The organism is Klebsiella sp. CSG-1, assembly GCF_056521145.1.
On the sequence record NZ_JBWNLD010000002.1, the window covers coordinates 70,357 to 85,835 of the forward strand.

General features: G+C 53.0%; 16 protein-coding genes and 1 tRNA gene. 12 read left to right on the forward strand and 5 right to left on the reverse strand.

The genetic code is table 11. The annotated features are described in order from the left end of the window. Positions 1-78: 78 nt before the first annotated feature. The 4 genes from rplU to cgtA all read left to right on the forward strand — a co-directional run bounded on the left by rplU (position 79) and on the right by cgtA (position 2,922). On the forward strand, positions 79-390 hold the full coding sequence (rplU, locus tag AC007G_RS04845; RefSeq protein WP_004106123.1) for a 50S ribosomal protein L21: 312 nt from the start codon (positions 79-81) through the stop codon (positions 388-390). A 19-nt stretch (positions 391-409) separates the two neighbouring features. After that, entirely contained in the window at positions 410-667 is a 258-nt protein-coding gene (gene rpmA, locus AC007G_RS04850) for a 50S ribosomal protein L27 (RefSeq protein ID WP_003861831.1), read from the forward strand. A gap of 95 nt (positions 668-762) precedes the next feature. After that, the gene (locus AC007G_RS04855) at positions 763-1,728 is read left to right on the forward strand and encodes a DMT family transporter (protein ID WP_032697435.1); all 966 of its coding nucleotides are present in this window, start codon (positions 763-765) and stop codon (positions 1,726-1,728) included. 15 nt (positions 1,729-1,743) lie between these two features. Then, positions 1,744-2,922, forward strand: a complete 1,179-nt coding sequence (cgtA, locus tag AC007G_RS04860; protein WP_032690576.1) for an Obg family GTPase CgtA — start codon at positions 1,744-1,746, stop codon at positions 2,920-2,922. A 118-nt stretch (positions 2,923-3,040) separates the two neighbouring features. Here cgtA and dacB read toward each other — a convergent pair whose 3' ends face one another. Next, positions 3,041-4,474, reverse strand: coding sequence for a serine-type D-Ala-D-Ala carboxypeptidase (dacB, locus tag AC007G_RS04865; protein WP_032690577.1), 1,434 nt, complete (start codon positions 4,472-4,474; stop codon positions 3,041-3,043). 235 nt (positions 4,475-4,709) lie between these two features. On the opposite strand from dacB, the gene greA reads away from it, so the two are divergent. After that, positions 4,710-5,186, forward strand: a complete 477-nt coding sequence (gene greA / locus AC007G_RS04870; protein WP_004868107.1) for a transcription elongation factor GreA — start codon at positions 4,710-4,712, stop codon at positions 5,184-5,186. A 152-nt stretch (positions 5,187-5,338) separates the two neighbouring features. Here greA and yhbY read toward each other — a convergent pair whose 3' ends face one another. Then, positions 5,339-5,632, reverse strand: coding sequence for a ribosome assembly RNA-binding protein YhbY (gene yhbY / locus AC007G_RS04875; RefSeq protein ID WP_004139797.1), 294 nt, complete (start codon positions 5,630-5,632; stop codon positions 5,339-5,341). Between the two features lie 124 nt (positions 5,633-5,756). Here yhbY and rlmE point away from each other — a divergent pair, with 124 nt between their 5' ends. The 7 genes from rlmE (at position 5,757) to AC007G_RS04910 (ending at position 11,982) form a co-directional block, all read left to right on the forward strand. Next, positions 5,757-6,386 carry a 23S rRNA (uridine(2552)-2'-O)-methyltransferase RlmE gene (gene rlmE / locus AC007G_RS04880; protein ID WP_004106110.1) on the forward strand — a complete coding sequence of 210 codons (630 nt, stop codon included), beginning with the start codon at positions 5,757-5,759 and terminating at the stop codon, positions 6,384-6,386. Between the two features lie 99 nt (positions 6,387-6,485). Then, entirely contained in the window at positions 6,486-8,420 is a 1,935-nt protein-coding gene (ftsH, locus tag AC007G_RS04885) for an ATP-dependent zinc metalloprotease FtsH (protein WP_015585660.1), read from the forward strand. A 100-nt stretch (positions 8,421-8,520) separates the two neighbouring features. Then, positions 8,521-9,369 carry a dihydropteroate synthase gene (gene folP / locus AC007G_RS04890; protein WP_032690578.1) on the forward strand — a complete coding sequence of 283 codons (849 nt, stop codon included), beginning with the start codon at positions 8,521-8,523 and terminating at the stop codon, positions 9,367-9,369. Further along, complete coding sequence (glmM, locus tag AC007G_RS04895; RefSeq protein ID WP_032690579.1) at positions 9,362-10,699, forward strand: phosphoglucosamine mutase; 1,338 nt, start codon at positions 9,362-9,364, stop codon at positions 10,697-10,699. The genes folP and glmM overlap by 8 nt, the downstream gene beginning before the upstream one ends. A 305-nt stretch (positions 10,700-11,004) precedes the next feature. Continuing rightward, complete coding sequence (secG, locus tag AC007G_RS04900; RefSeq protein ID WP_004868090.1) at positions 11,005-11,334, forward strand: preprotein translocase subunit SecG; 330 nt, start codon at positions 11,005-11,007, stop codon at positions 11,332-11,334. 13 nt (positions 11,335-11,347) lie between these two features. Beyond that, positions 11,348-11,434, forward strand: a tRNA-Leu gene (locus AC007G_RS04905). Positions 11,435-11,580: 146 nt separating this feature from the next. Next, complete coding sequence (locus tag AC007G_RS04910) at positions 11,581-11,982, forward strand: hypothetical protein (RefSeq protein WP_032690580.1); 402 nt, start codon at positions 11,581-11,583, stop codon at positions 11,980-11,982. A gap of 37 nt (positions 11,983-12,019) precedes the next feature. Here AC007G_RS04910 and AC007G_RS04915 read toward each other — a convergent pair whose 3' ends face one another. From AC007G_RS04915 to argG, 3 genes are all read right to left on the reverse strand, one after another. Then, the gene (locus AC007G_RS04915; RefSeq protein ID WP_004868084.1) at positions 12,020-12,571 is read right to left on the reverse strand and encodes a YfaZ family outer membrane protein; all 552 of its coding nucleotides are present in this window, start codon (positions 12,569-12,571) and stop codon (positions 12,020-12,022) included. 685 nt (positions 12,572-13,256) lie between these two features. Next, on the reverse strand, positions 13,257-13,886 hold the full coding sequence (locus AC007G_RS04920) for a winged helix-turn-helix transcriptional regulator (RefSeq protein ID WP_032690581.1): 630 nt from the start codon (positions 13,884-13,886) through the stop codon (positions 13,257-13,259). 166 nt (positions 13,887-14,052) lie between these two features. Beyond that, positions 14,053-15,396, reverse strand: a complete 1,344-nt coding sequence (argG, locus tag AC007G_RS04925) for an argininosuccinate synthase (RefSeq protein WP_032697437.1) — start codon at positions 15,394-15,396, stop codon at positions 14,053-14,055. Positions 15,397-15,479 lie beyond the last annotated feature (83 nt).

Genomic DNA, 15,479 nt, shown 5'->3' on the forward strand with positions numbered 1-15,479 from the left:
GTAATATTCGCGCCCTATTGTGAATATTTATAGCGCACTCTGAATCACACGAAGAGGTGCGCGGAAGCGGAGTTTTATATGTACGCGGTTTTCCAAAGTGGTGGTAAACAACACCGAGTAAGCGAAGGTCAGACCATTCGCCTGGAAAAGCTGGACATCGCAACTGGCGAAGCTGTTGAGTTCGCTGAAGTGCTGATGATCGCAAACGGTGAAGAAATCAAGATCGGCGTTCCTTTCGTTGAGGGCGGCGTAATCAAAGCTGAAGTTGTTGCTCACGGTCGTGGCGAGAAAGTTAAAATCGTTAAGTTTCGTCGTCGTAAACACTACCGTAAGCAGCAGGGCCATCGTCAGTGGTTCACTGATGTGAAAATTACTGGCATCAGCGCCTAAGACCTGAGGAGAGATTTAAATGGCACATAAAAAGGCTGGCGGCTCAACTCGTAACGGTCGCGACTCAGAAGCTAAACGCCTGGGCGTTAAGCGTTTCGGTGGCGAATCCGTTCTGGCGGGTAGCATCATCGTTCGTCAGCGTGGCACCAAATTCCACGCAGGCACCAACGTAGGTTGCGGTCGTGACCACACTCTGTTTGCTAAAGCAGACGGTAAAGTGAAATTTGAAGTTAAAGGCCCGAACAACCGTAAATACATCAGCATCGTTGCTGAGTAAGTTTTTCGTGGTCCGGTAACGGATTAAAGCCCCGCAACGTGTTGCGGGGCTTTTTACATTAGAATCCCGGATATTTTTCTGCAGGGAAAACGGGTATGAAGCAGCAGGCCGGCATTGGCATTCTTTTGGCCCTCACCACCGCGATGTGCTGGGGAGCGTTGCCCATTGCCATGAAGCAGGTTCTTGAAGTGATGGCGCCGCCGACGGTGGTGTTTTATCGCTTTTTGATGGCAAGTATCGGCCTTGGCACAATCCTCGCTATCAGAGGTAAACTGCCGCCGCTGCGCCTCTTTCGCAAACCGCGCTGGCTGGTTCTACTGGCCATTGCGACGGGCGGCCTGTTTGGTAACTTCATTCTGTTCAGCTCTTCCCTGCAATATCTTAGTCCCACGGCTTCTCAGGTGATCGGACAGCTATCTCCGGTCGGTATGATGGTGGCCAGCGTATTGATCCTTAAGGAGAAAATGCGTGGTACCCAGGTCGTGGGAGCACTGATGTTGATTTGCGGGCTGGTGATGTTCTTTAACACCAGCCTGATTGAGATTTTTACCCGCCTGACGGATTACACGTGGGGGGTAATTTTTGGCGTTGCAGCGGCTGCGGTTTGGGTCAGCTACGGCGTCGCGCAAAAGGTGTTATTACGCCGCCTGGCGTCACAGCAAATCCTCTTTTTGCTGTACACTTTATGTACGATAGCGTTGCTGCCGTTGGCGACGCTCTCACAAGTTCTGGCGTTAAGCAACTGGCAACTGGCGTGCCTGATTTTCTGCGGGTTAAATACCCTGGTAGGCTACGGTGCGCTGGCGGAAGCCATGGCGCGCTGGCAGGCAGCTCAGGTGAGCGCGTTGATTACCTTAACGCCATTGTTTACGCTGCTTTTTTCAGATTTATTATCACTGGCCTGGCCCGATGTTTTCGCCAGACCGATGTTAAACCTGTTAGGTTATCTCGGTGCGTTTGTCGTGGTTGCGGGCGCGATGTATTCCGCCATAGGCCACCGTCTTTGGGGTGGCTTACGTAAGCGTGAAGCGGTTGTACCGCTGCCCCGCTCAGGCGAATGATTTTCGGAGAGTAAAATGAAGTTTGTTGATGAAGCAACAATCCTGGTCGTAGCAGGTGATGGCGGCAATGGTTGCGTTAGCTTCCGCCGTGAAAAATATATCCCGAGAGGCGGCCCGGACGGCGGCGACGGTGGTGATGGTGGTGATGTCTGGCTGGAAGCGGACGAAAACCTGAACACCCTGATCGATTACCGTTTTGAAAAATCCTTCCGCGCTGAGCGTGGACAGAATGGCCAGAGTCGCGACTGTACCGGTAAACGTGGTAAAGACGTGTCGGTCAAAGTGCCTGTAGGGACCCGCGTTATCGATCAAGGGACCGGCGAAGTCATGGGCGATATGACTAAGCATGGTCAGCGTCTGATGGTCGCTAAAGGCGGCTGGCACGGTCTGGGCAACACCCGTTTCAAATCGTCCGTCAACCGTACTCCGCGTCAGAAAACGATGGGGACGCCGGGTGACAAGCGCGATCTGCAGCTGGAGCTGATGCTGCTGGCAGACGTCGGGATGCTGGGTATGCCGAATGCCGGTAAATCCACCTTCATCCGCGCCGTTTCTGCGGCGAAGCCGAAAGTGGCTGATTATCCGTTTACCACGCTGGTGCCGAGCCTTGGCGTTGTGCGTATGGATAACGAGAAGAGCTTCGTTGTTGCGGATATTCCTGGGCTTATCGAAGGCGCCGCGGAAGGTGCAGGTCTGGGTATTCGCTTCCTGAAACACCTTGAACGCTGCCGCGTGCTGCTGCACCTCATCGATATCGAGCCGATCGACGGTTCCGATCCGGTTGAGAATGCGCGCATTATCATCGGTGAACTGGAAAAATACAGCGAGAAGCTGGCTGAAAAACCACGTTGGTTGGTCTTCAATAAGATTGACCTGATGGATAAAGCGGAAGCTGAAGCGAAGGCGAAAGCCATTGCCGATGCGCTGGGCTGGGAAGATAAGTTCTACCTGATCTCCGCGGCAAGCCAGCAGGGCGTGAAAGATCTGTGCTGGGACGTGATGACCTTTATCATCGAGAACCCAATCGTTCATGCACAGGAAGAGAAAGCGCCTGAAAAAGTCGAGTTTATGTGGGACGACTACCACCGTCAGCAGCTTGAAGAAGCCGAAGTTGAAGTTGAAGACGACGAAGACTGGGATGACGACTGGGACGAAGACGACGAAGAAGGCGTCGAGTTCATCTATAAGCGTTAAGTTGCTGGAGCGCCCCGGTACATTGCCGATCGGGGCGACGGCAGGACTGCTGCCCGGATATGCCGGAAAGCGGTGCAGAACGCACTAAAAAGGGCCGCATTTGATGCGGCCCTTTGTATTAGTTGTTCTGGTACAAATCCTTATACAATCGACTCTCGAAGCGTACCAGCGGGATCCGGCGGTTGCGCTGATCCGCAGGCGGTACCGCATAGCCTGATAAGTATTGTACGAAGGCGATTTTTTGCCCGCTGGCGGCGGTGATGAAACCTGCGAGGTTGTAAACGCCCTGCAGAGAACCCGTTTTGGCCGACACTTTACCATCGACCCCTGCCTGATTCAGGCCTGCACGATACTGCAGCGAGCCATCGTGGCCAGCCAGCGGCAGCATGGAGATGAAGTTGAGTTCATTATCGTGCTGGGCGATATATTGCAGCACCTGCATCATGGTTGCCGGAGCAATCAGGTTATGCCGCGACAGACCGGAACCGTCGGCAATAATCGTATTACCGAGATCAATGCCGGCCTGTTGACGCAGGATCTGGCGCACCGCATCCGAACCGGCACGCCAGGTACCTGGTACCCCAAGACGAGCGTGACCAATGGTGCGAAAGACGGTGTCCGCGATCATGTTGTCTGATTTTTTTAACATGATCCGCAGGAGGTCGTGCAGCGGAGCTGATTGCGTCGTAGCCAGCACGGTTCCCGGATCGTTCGCCAGAGTCTGGCGCAGCAGCGTACCGCTATAGGTAATCCCTGCCTGGGTCAGTTCGGACTTCAGGATCACGCCAGCATAGCTTGCGCCATCCTGAATGGCGAAAGCCAGCGGTAAGGGCTCACTACGCTGTGGCAGGCAACCCGTCAGGGTATAGCGGTTCAGGTCGCCGGTCACCACGTCGAGTTCGCAGTACTGGGCCTCCGCGGAGCCGCGGGCCAGCGTTCTCACCTGGCTAAACATCGTCACCGGGTAGTACGACGCGACGCGAATAAAGGCCAGATCGCCAGGTTTTTGCGCGCTATAAAGTGAGACAGAAAAACAGTTACGATCGACGATAGCGGCCGCAGGCGGGGCGCTAAAGCATTGGGTCATGTCGTTCCACGGCCAGCCCGGCGCTTTGTCGTGGCTGGCGAAGACCGAGGTATCAATCAAGACGTTCCCCTCGATCCGCTGGACGCCCGCTTTTTTTAGCGTCGCCACCATATTGCGAATATCCTGACGTTTCAGCGTGGGATCGCCGCCAAAACGGGCAATCAGGTCGCCTTTTAGCACGCCGCCATCAAGGCTGCCTTTGGTTTCCAGCGTGGTGGTAAAACGAAAGTTCGGCCCGAGCTGCAGCAGAGCGGCCAGCGCAGTGATCACCTTCTGGGTACTGGCGGGGAGTGCCATCTGCTGGCTGTGGAAATCTATCTCCGGCGTCGGGGAGCCAACCTTCTGCGCCATGAAGGCGAGGTTAGCACCCGCAGGCAGCTGGGTGATATATTCGTCAATGTTCGCCGCCTGAGCGCTAAACGCTATACCGGCGGTCAATCCGATGATAAATCTGGGAAATCGCATAATCTCGCGCTAACAACCTGAAACCAGGTCGTCATACTACGGTGCAACACCCTGTAAAGTAAACGATGACCCATAGTGAACTTCAGGGTAAAATACGTATCAAATTGAAAATTGCTGCTGACCTGGGGAATGTTTTCCGGGTCGGTTTTCTTTTTGCTCCTGTCCTGCTCAATGCCTGACTGGTGGCGGAACGGCGGCGTCCGTTCTATGAAGGAATGATAAAGAGGTATAACAAATGCAAGCTATTCCGATGACCTTACGTGGTGCTGAAAAACTTCGCGAAGAACTGGATTTTCTGAAGTCCGTTCGTCGTCCTGAAATCATCGCTGCTATTGCCGATGCGCGCGAACATGGCGATCTGAAAGAGAACGCTGAGTACCACGCAGCCCGCGAGCAGCAAGGTTTCTGCGAAGGCCGCATTAAGGATATTGAAGCTAAGCTGTCCAATGCACAGGTTATCGATATCACCAAAATGCCGAACAACGGGCGGGTGATTTTTGGTGCAACCGTAAAGGTCCTGAACCTCGATACCGATGAAGAACAGACTTACCGCATCGTGGGTGATGATGAAGCTGATTTTAAGCAAAATCTGATCTCTGTGAATTCACCGATTGCCCGTGGTTTGATCGGTAAAGAACAGGACGATGTAGTGACAATCCGCACACCAGGCGGTGAAGTAGAATACGAAATTATCAAGGTCGAGTACCTTTAATCCGTATTTCCCGCTACCATGTTGATGGATTGTAAAGAAAGGAAAAAGGCCGCATAGCGGCCTTTTATCAACGTCCGGAGCATGGCATTTTGCTCGTCTACCCGTAGAAATCCCTCGTTTTACACAAAGTTGTGTCGAGATTCAGGATATTCTTAGCGTGGCAGCGAGATTTTACGCTCTTTAGTTGGGCGATACAGGACCAGCGTTTTACCGATGACCTGTACGTTACAGGCGCCGGTTTCGCGCACGATAGCTTCCACGATCAAGGTTTTAGTTTCGCGGTCTTCCGATGCGATTTTCACCTTGATGAGCTCATGGTGCTCTAACGCTTGTTCGATCTCGGCCAGTACCCCTTCGGTCAAACCATTGTTGCCAAGCATAACTACCGGCTTGAGCGGATGTGCCAGACCTTTCAGGTGCTGTTTTTGTTTAGTACTCAGATTCATCGTATTTTTTTGCTTACGTTGGGATTGAAAACGGTTCATTCTACCGCCATCTCCCATATATCGCCAAACTACCGTGTCGATTTTTACGTCGCAAAGTATGATGAACCCGAAACGGGAATGTTAAATGACAGGTAAAAAGCGTTCTGCCAGCTCAAGCCGCTGGCTTCAGGAACACTTTAGCGATAAATATGTTCAACAGGCACAGAAAAAGGGGTTACGTTCCCGTGCCTGGTTTAAACTTGATGAAATACAGCAAAGTGACAAGATTTTTAAACCGGGGATGACCATTGTTGACCTCGGCGCTGCACCCGGTGGCTGGTCGCAATATGCGGTTACGCAGATCGGAAACAGCGGCCGCATCATCGCTTGCGATCTTTTACCTATGGATCCAATCGTTGGTGTGGACTTCCTTCAGGGCGACTTTCGTGATGAATTAGTTCTGAAAGCGTTACTTGAACGCGTAGGTGACAGTAAAGTGCAGGTTGTCATGTCCGATATGGCACCAAACATGTGTGGAACACCGGCGGTGGATATTCCCCGGGCCATGTATTTGGTGGAGCTGGCGCTTGGAATGGCTCGTGATGTATTAGCGCCGGGTGGTAGTTTTGTAGTGAAGGTGTTCCAGGGCGAAGGCTTCGATGAGTATCTAAGAGAAATTCGCTCCCTGTTTACGAAGGTCAAAGTTCGTAAGCCGGACTCTTCTCGCGCACGTTCGCGTGAAGTGTACATTGTAGCGACCGGGCGTAAACCATAACCGGTAGATTTCAAACGAAAGTTTGAAAGACGCTGGATATAGAGTATCCTGACGCTGTTTTTAACACAGTTGTAATAAGAGGTTAATCCCTTGAGTGACATGGCGAAAAACCTAATACTCTGGCTGGTCATTGCCGTTGTGCTGATGTCAGTATTCCAGAGCTTTGGGCCCAGCGAGTCTAATGGCCGTAAGGTGGATTATTCAACCTTCCTGCAAGAGGTCAACCAGGACCAGGTTCGCGAAGCGCGTATCAACGGACGTGAGATCAACGTTACCAAGAAAGATAGTAACCGTTACACGACTTACATTCCGGTCAACGATCCGAAGCTGCTCGATAACCTGTTGACGAAAAACGTCAAAGTGGTTGGCGAACCGCCGGAAGAACCTAGCCTGCTGGCTTCCATCTTTATTTCCTGGTTCCCGATGCTCTTGCTGATCGGTGTCTGGATCTTCTTCATGCGTCAAATGCAGGGCGGCGGCGGAAAGGGCGCGATGTCCTTCGGCAAAAGCAAAGCCCGTATGCTGACGGAAGACCAGATCAAAACCACTTTTGCTGATGTTGCCGGTTGCGACGAGGCGAAAGAGGAAGTGGGTGAACTGGTTGAATACCTGCGTGAACCGAGCCGCTTCCAGAAGCTGGGCGGTAAAATCCCGAAAGGCGTCCTGATGGTCGGCCCTCCGGGTACCGGTAAAACGCTGCTGGCAAAAGCTATCGCCGGCGAAGCGAAAGTACCGTTCTTCACCATTTCCGGTTCTGACTTCGTAGAAATGTTCGTTGGCGTGGGCGCATCTCGCGTGCGTGACATGTTCGAACAGGCCAAGAAAGCGGCACCGTGCATTATCTTCATCGATGAAATCGACGCCGTCGGTCGCCAGCGTGGCGCTGGTCTGGGCGGTGGTCACGATGAACGTGAACAGACGCTTAACCAGATGCTGGTTGAGATGGATGGCTTCGAAGGTAACGAAGGCATTATCGTTATCGCGGCGACCAACCGTCCGGACGTACTTGACCCGGCGCTGCTGCGTCCAGGCCGTTTCGACCGTCAGGTTGTCGTGGGGCTGCCGGATGTCCGCGGTCGTGAACAGATTCTGAAAGTTCATATGCGTCGCGTACCGCTGTCGCCGGATATCGACGCGGCAATCATTGCGCGTGGTACCCCGGGCTTCTCGGGTGCTGACCTGGCGAACCTGGTCAACGAAGCCGCTCTGTTTGCTGCCCGTGGCAACAAACGCGTGGTATCGATGGTCGAGTTCGAAAAAGCGAAAGACAAAATCATGATGGGTGCGGAACGTCGCTCCATGGTGATGACCGAAGCGCAGAAAGAATCCACCGCTTACCACGAAGCGGGCCACGCGATTATCGGCCGCCTGGTACCGGAGCACGATCCGGTGCATAAAGTGACGATTATTCCGCGCGGTCGTGCGTTGGGTGTGACCTTCTTCCTGCCGGAAGGCGATGCTATCAGCGCCAGCCGTCAGAAGCTGGAAAGTCAGATTTCGACCCTGTACGGCGGTCGTCTGGCGGAAGAGATTATCTACGGCGTAGAACATGTTTCTACCGGGGCGTCGAACGACATTAAAGTCGCGACCAACCTGGCGCGTAACATGGTGACGCAGTGGGGCTTCTCTGACAAACTCGGTCCGCTGCTGTATGCAGAGGAAGAGGGCGAAGTGTTCCTCGGTCGTAGCGTCGCGAAAGCGAAACATATGTCCGATGAGACAGCACGTATCATCGACCAGGAAGTGAAATCGCTGGTTGAACGCAACTACAACCGTGCTCGTCAGATTCTGAATGACAACATGGACATCCTGCATTCGATGAAAGATGCGCTCATGAAATATGAGACCATTGACGCACCGCAGATTGATGACCTGATGGCTCGTCGCGAAGTTCGCCCACCTGCGGGATGGGAAGATCCGAACGGCACCAATAATTCTGGCAACAATGGCACCCCGAGTGCGCCGCGTCCGGTCGATGAACCGCGTACGCCGAACCCGGGTAACACCATGTCAGAGCAACTGGGCGACAAATAAGTTAGCCGCTATTGATGTTGTTATGTCTATTGAAACCCCGGGGCGCCAGCCGCTCCGGGGTTTTTCTTTTTATTAACCTTCCGGATTCATGGATTTCGCGATGAAACTCGTAGCCCAGGGCTCAACCCTCGACCTCTCCCATCCTCACGTAATGGGTATCCTTAACGTGACGCCAGATTCATTCTCTGATGGCGGCACACATAACTCGCTCGTGGAGGCGGTTAAGCATGCCAATCTGATGATAAACGCGGGAGCGACTATCATCGATATCGGCGGCGAATCGACCCGTCCGGGAGCGTTGGATGTGAGCGTCGAGGAAGAGCTGGCGCGCGTGATTCCGGTTGTGGAGGCGGTTGCCCAGCGTTTTGAAGTCTGGATTTCGGTAGACACGTCGAAGCCAGAAGTGATCCGTGAGTCCGCACGGGCAGGCGCACATATTATTAACGATATCCGTTCGCTGACCGAGCCTGGGGCGCTGGAAGCCGCGGCGCAAACCGGGCTACCGGTGTGTCTGATGCATATGCAGGGACAGCCAAAAACGATGCAGGAAGCGCCGAAGTACGATGATGTTTTTGCCGACGTCGCGCGCTTTTTCACCGAGCATATCGTGCGCTGTGAGCAGGCCGGTATCGCAAAAGAGAAATTGTTGCTCGACCCGGGATTCGGTTTCGGTAAAAATCTTGCCCATAATTATGAGCTACTTGCCCGACTCGGCGAGTTCCACCAGTTCGGTCTCCCGCTGCTGGTCGGCATGTCGCGTAAGTCGATGGTTGGCCAACTGCTTAACGTCGGGCCGGCGGAACGCCTCAGCGGTAGCCTGGCGTGTGCAGTGATTGCAGCGATGCAGGGCGCGCAGATTATTCGCGTCCATGACGTCAAAGAAACGGTAGAAGCGCTACGCGTGGTGGAAGCCACCCTGAGCACAAAGGAAAATAAACGTTATGAGTAACCGCAAATATTTTGGCACCGATGGTATCCGTGGCCGCGTAGGCGATGCGCCCATCACCCCGGAATTCGTGCTCAAACTGGGCTGGGCCGCGGGCAAGGTGCTGGCGCGTCACGGTTCACGCAAAATCATTATTGGTAAAGATACCCGTATCTCTGGCTATATGCTGGAATCGGCGCTGGAGGCAGGACTGGCTGCTGCGGGGCTTTCCGCTTCTTTTACCGGCCCGATGCCCACTCCGGCGGTGGCTTACCTGACGCGAGCCTTCCGTGCTGAGGCCGGGATTGTCATTTCAGCTTCGCATAACCCGTTTTATGACAACGGGATCAAATTCTTCTCTATTGAAGGCACCAAGCTGCCGGATAACGTAGAAGAGGCGATTGAAGCGGAAATGGAAAAAGAGCTCACCTGCGTTGATTCTGCTGAGCTGGGGAAAGCCAGCCGCATCGTGGATGCCGCGGGGCGTTATATTGAATTCTGCAAAGGCACCTTCCCGAACGAACTGAGCCTGAATGCGCTCAAAGTGGTTGTCGACTGCGCCCATGGCGCGACCTATCACATCGCCCCGAATGTGTTCCGCGAGTTGGGTGCTCAGGTGATCGCGATGGGTTGTGAGCCGAACGGGCTCAACATCAACGAAGAGGTCGGGGCAACCGACGTACGCGCCCTGCAGGCGCGCGTGCTGGCCGAAAAAGCCGATCTGGGTATCGCCTATGATGGCGATGGCGACCGCGTCATTATGGTCGACCATGAAGGTAATAAGGTCGATGGCGATCAGATTCTGTATATCATCGCCCGGGAAGGTCTGCGGCAGGGCCAGCTGCGCGGCGGCGCGGTGGGAACGTTAATGAGTAACATGGGGCTGGAGCTGGCGCTCAAGCAGCTGGGCATTCCGTTTGCCCGGGCTAAAGTGGGTGACCGCTATGTCCTCGAGAAGCTACAGGAGAAAGGCTGGCGTATCGGGGCGGAAAACTCCGGCCACGTTATCCTGCTGGATAAAACCACCACCGGTGACGGTATCGTCGCCAGCCTGCAGGTTGTGGCAGCGATGGTGCGTAACCACATGAGTCTGCATGACCTGTGTAGCGGCATGAAAATGTTCCCACAAATTCTGGTCAACGTCCGTTTCACTGAAGGCAGTGGTAACCCGCTGGAACATGAAAACGTGAAAGCGGTGATGGCTGAAGTGGAAGCGGCATTGGGCAATCGTGGTCGTGTGCTGCTGCGCAAATCGGGTACTGAGCCACTTATTCGCGTCATGGTCGAAGGCGAGCATGAAGAGCAGGTACATGAGTTCGCGCATCGTATCGCCGATGCGGTGAAAAACGCCTGATTAAGCCGGTTATTTATTTTCTCGTCTGCGCAGTGCTGCCGTCAGCGCCAGGCAATGTGAAATAATCATGCGGGCTGACAGGGTGCTAAGTGTTTAAAAAGGCGGCGCTTGCCGCCTTTTTCTTCGCCAAAAAATCGTTTTTTGCTGTTTTTTTCCGCAGTTGATACAATGCACCGAAATTGCCCTTGCGAAGGTCATTCGCTTTGGTTAGTATTCACACCCGCTTCAGTGGGAAACATTAAAACCTCCCGCTTTATTGGTTGAAGCAATTGGTATGCGGCGAATCCGCAAGGAACAGGTTGATTATGCAAGAAGCTCTTTTAGTTGTTTTCCTTATTGTAGCGATTGGCCTCGTTGGTCTGATCATGCTGCAGCAAGGTAAAGGCGCTGATATGGGAGCCTCCTTCGGAGCAGGCGCTTCCGGCACGTTGTTTGGATCCAGCGGTTCTGGTAACTTCATGACCCGCATGACTGGTATTCTGGCAGCGTTGTTCTTCATCATCAGTCTGGTGCTGGGCAATATCAACAGCAACAAGACCAATAAAGGAAGTGAGTGGGATAATCTGAGCGCGCCGAAAACCGAGCAGACTCAGCCAACAGCTCCTGCACAGCCGAGCAGCGATATCCCGCACTAATAGTTATATCCGTGCCGAGGTGGTGGAATTGGTAGACACGCTACCTTGAGGTGGTAGTGCCCGATTGGGCTTACGGGTTCAAGTCCCGTCCTCGGTACCAATATTCCGAAAAAAAGACGCTGAAAAGCGTCTTTTTTTTTGCCTTCGACAGGCGCTTATTTATTTATAAATAACTCTTCACTGGTCTTGAACCCACCGCAATCGCTAAAGTCGCGCTCATCTATTCAGAAGAGGTGAAGTGACGCCATGAAAAAAATCAGGTCGTTTATCATTGCCGGCGCCCTGTGTTTGTCCGGATGCAGTGCTACGCCGTCGGGGGATACCGTTGACACCATTAATACCTTAACGGTGCCGGTATTGCAGAGTGGCGCGCAGCCTTCAGGGCAGAGTGCTCAGGCGGTGGTCAGTTGTTTCCAGGATAATAGCGCGATTATCGGCAACCTGAGCCGGTCGTTAAAAGACAACTACCTGCAGGATGTCTCTAAAAAAGATATATTTGATAAAGACAGCGAGGCGTTCCACGTCTACAGCGCTCTGACCAAACTGGAACAGATGTCAGCGATGAATGAGGTTTATCGTAAAGAGAACAACATTGCAGGACTACAGGTGATCAACCGCTTGCTGAAAGGCGTTCCTGTGGCGGCATAAATGAATGAGGGATTGCCGGCGGCAATCCCCTTTTGCATCAGAAACGGAAGTTGAAACCTGCATAAGCGCCATCAGCCAACGTGTTGTCATGATGGGCGTCTTTCCCCGCCATATCAATATAGCGATATCCGGCTTCAATATTCAGCGATTTAATCACGTTAATCCGCACGCCGGCGTTAGCTTCCACGTAGTCATCGACGCCGCTGGACATGGAGTCCGGAGAATAATAGGTTTCACCGAAAAGCGTAAAGTATTGGCCCAGTGGGAGCTGTGCACCGCCGCCCAGTGCGACGGCGTAACCCTCATCGCTATCTTGCGGATTCAGATAGAGCGCTTTGCCTCCCAGCGTCAGGAGAAACGGACCGAGGTTAAAGTTATAGCCCATGCCTAACCCGGCGACGTCGCCGTCATTATCGCTGTGTGCCCAGTTGCCGTTAAAGGTCATACCCGGTTCTTCTGCACCGAAGCTGGCGGAAAGGTTAGTGAACTCTTCCCCCGCCTCTCCGTGTAAGTTTACCGATGCGCAGGCGGCGCTGCTGGCACCGAGAGCGGCAACTAACAGAACTGATTTCGGAGTGATCATGCTCATTGTTGAATTCCTTCAGGTAAAAAAATGCCCGATACGGGCGTTCGGGCAAAAATTTAACGGGTTTTTGGGTTTAATCGTTATTTACTGAAGCGCGAAACCATTGCCACGATTGCGGTAGAGGTATCGACACTTACGCTTTGCTGATTATTGGCAGCGTTGCTGGCGTGCTAAAACATCGCACGACCAGCCCAGTCTGGTGTGACATACGGATAGCCCCCCTCTGCTGACGGACGGCCCATCCATCAGGCGTTTCAGGGACAGCTGAAACACCTGATTTCCCCCCATCCTCGTGCCTGAAGGGGCATAAACGCCTGCAGCCAGATGAGGGTTAATCCTCACATCAGACATCTCTTCCCAACGCATCGGCCACCAGGCTGATTAATTGCGGTCAAAGAAGAGAGTCATAGTGCCAGCTGCAGAAACAGGTATTGTCGTACCGTGCACCGGGACACAAGGAGACCAACCTGCGCACGAAGCAGGCATTGACGGTGAACGGCATAAGGAGAACCATCTTCATTCCTGAGCTTGTTGTTCAGTTTTCAACACACAATCAGTGTGATAAATACAGGAGCCCAGAATAAAATTATTTATCGCTTGTCGTTATCATTTGTTTGTTTAAATTTAAATTCTTCAGTCGACCCGGCGCCGACAACAATAGATAAGCGATAAATAGTACGATGGATGATTAGAATTTTTCAGGAAGTGAGCTTACGCTTTGTAAATAACCGCCGCGGGCGAACTCAATATATCCCCCTTTTTTTAACGCCGACAGCACATTGAGAATACTGCTGCGTGAAAGATGGGTGCGGTCCTGAATATATTCGAGGATGGAGACCCGCAGGCGCGTCTCTTGCGGCAACAGCAGCATCTCCAGCAGATGATTGCGAATCACCGAGTAGGTACGTTGCTGCAACACCAGATCGTCCCGGTACACCAGATAGGAAGTATGGTATGCCAGCAGGCGGGTCACCTCTTCCCACAGGTTATGCTCGCGGAACAGTTTGATGGCATGCTCGCTGTCGATACGCAGAACCTCGGAGGCGACCTCAGCACGCAGAGCGTGGCTATGGCTTGGCTGAAGTATCTCGGCGACGCCAAACAGATGAGGTTCATAGACGGTAACGATCAATAATTTATCAGATGAACGAATGATGGACAGCTCACCTTTTTTTAAAAGATAGAGCTGCGCTTTACCTTTATAGTTCGGCGTCAGCCTTTTTCTGGCAACGACATTCATTGGTGTAGCATACGGTTCGAGCGTTTCCAGAAGGCGGTTGATCGCCTGGTTTGGCCTGACCGGGGGATTAATATTCATCGCGATCCTCACGGGGTCAAGGATAAATGTATTCGGGTGATTATAGACAGTAATTATAAGAAATTGCGACAGGTAAAATTAACAGGCTAAGATTTTTCTGGCGTTGAGTGTTGACCAAAAAAAAGCCGACGGATTAACGTCGGCTGAAAGCGTAGTTGAAAACAGATTATTTTTCTCTGTTTTCCAGGTTTTCTACCTGCGGCAGGCCGGTAGCCGAAGAGGCGCTCAGCAGGCCCGATTGCGCGTAACCAAACAGCTTGTCACGGGTATCGGTAATATCCAGATTACGCATGGTCAGTTGACCAATACGGTCCTCCGCCGAGAACATGGAGTCGCCTTTTTCCATCGTCAGACGTTCGGCTTTGTAGGTCAGATTATCGGAGACGGTGTTCAGGATGGAGTAGTCGTTGCCGCGACGGAGCTCCAGCGTCACCTCGCCGGTAATGGCGCTGGCCACCCAACGCTGCAGCGCATCGCGCAGCATCAGAGCCTGGGAATCAAACCAACGGCCCTGATACAGCAGGCGGCCCAGCTGGCGACCATGGGCATGGTACTGCTCGATGGTATCTTCGTTGTGAATACCGGTCAGCAGACGCTCATAAGCAATATGCAGCAGCGCCATCCCCGGGGCTTCATAAATACCGCGGCTCTTCGCTTCGATGATACGGTTCTCGATCTGATCGCTCATGCCCAGACCATGACGGCCGCCGATGCGGTTCGCTTCCAGCATCAGCTCGACGTCATCGCTGAAGGTTTTACCGTTCAACGCCACCGGATGACCCTGCTCAAAACGGATAGTCACTTCCTCGGCCGGGATTTTGACGCTTTCGTCCCAGAACTTGACGCCCATGATCGGGTTAACGATTTTCATGCTGGAGTTGAGGAATTCCAGATCTTTCGCTTCGTGCGTTGCGCCCAGCATATTGGAGTCGGTGGAGTAGGCTTTTTCAACGGACATTTTGTAGTCAAAGCCGCAGGAAATCATGAATTCGGACATTTCCTGACGGCCGCCCAGCTCATCGATAAAGTCGCTATCCAGCCACGGTTTGTAAATTTTCAGCTCGGCATTGGTCAGCAGACCATAGCGGTAGAAACGCTCGATATCGTTGCCTTTGTAAGTGCTGCCGTCGCCCCAGATGTTTACGCCATCTTCTTTCATCGCTGCAACCAGCATGGTGCCGGTCACCGCGCGGCCCAGCGGGGTGGTGTTAAAGTAGGTCAGACCGCCAGTAGTATTGTGGAAAGCACCGCACTGAATCGCGGCGATACCTTCTGCGACCAGCTGTTTACGGCAGTCGATCAGACGAGCGCCTTCTGCACCGTACTCTTTGGCGCGACGAGGGATTGCATCGTAATCTTCTTCGTCAGGCTGGCCCAGGTTTGCAGTATAGGCATAAGGAACTGCGCCTTTTTTGCGCATCCACAGCAGTGCGGCGCTGGTATCCAGACCACCAGAGAAAGCGATACCAATACGTTGACCAACCGGGAGATGCTTAAGAATCGTCGTCATAAAATAAAACCCTGCTAGATAGACTGTTGTGAGTTCGGTTTATCAAGTCGTAGAACCTGTCCCATTTGACTATTCTGCCTGCC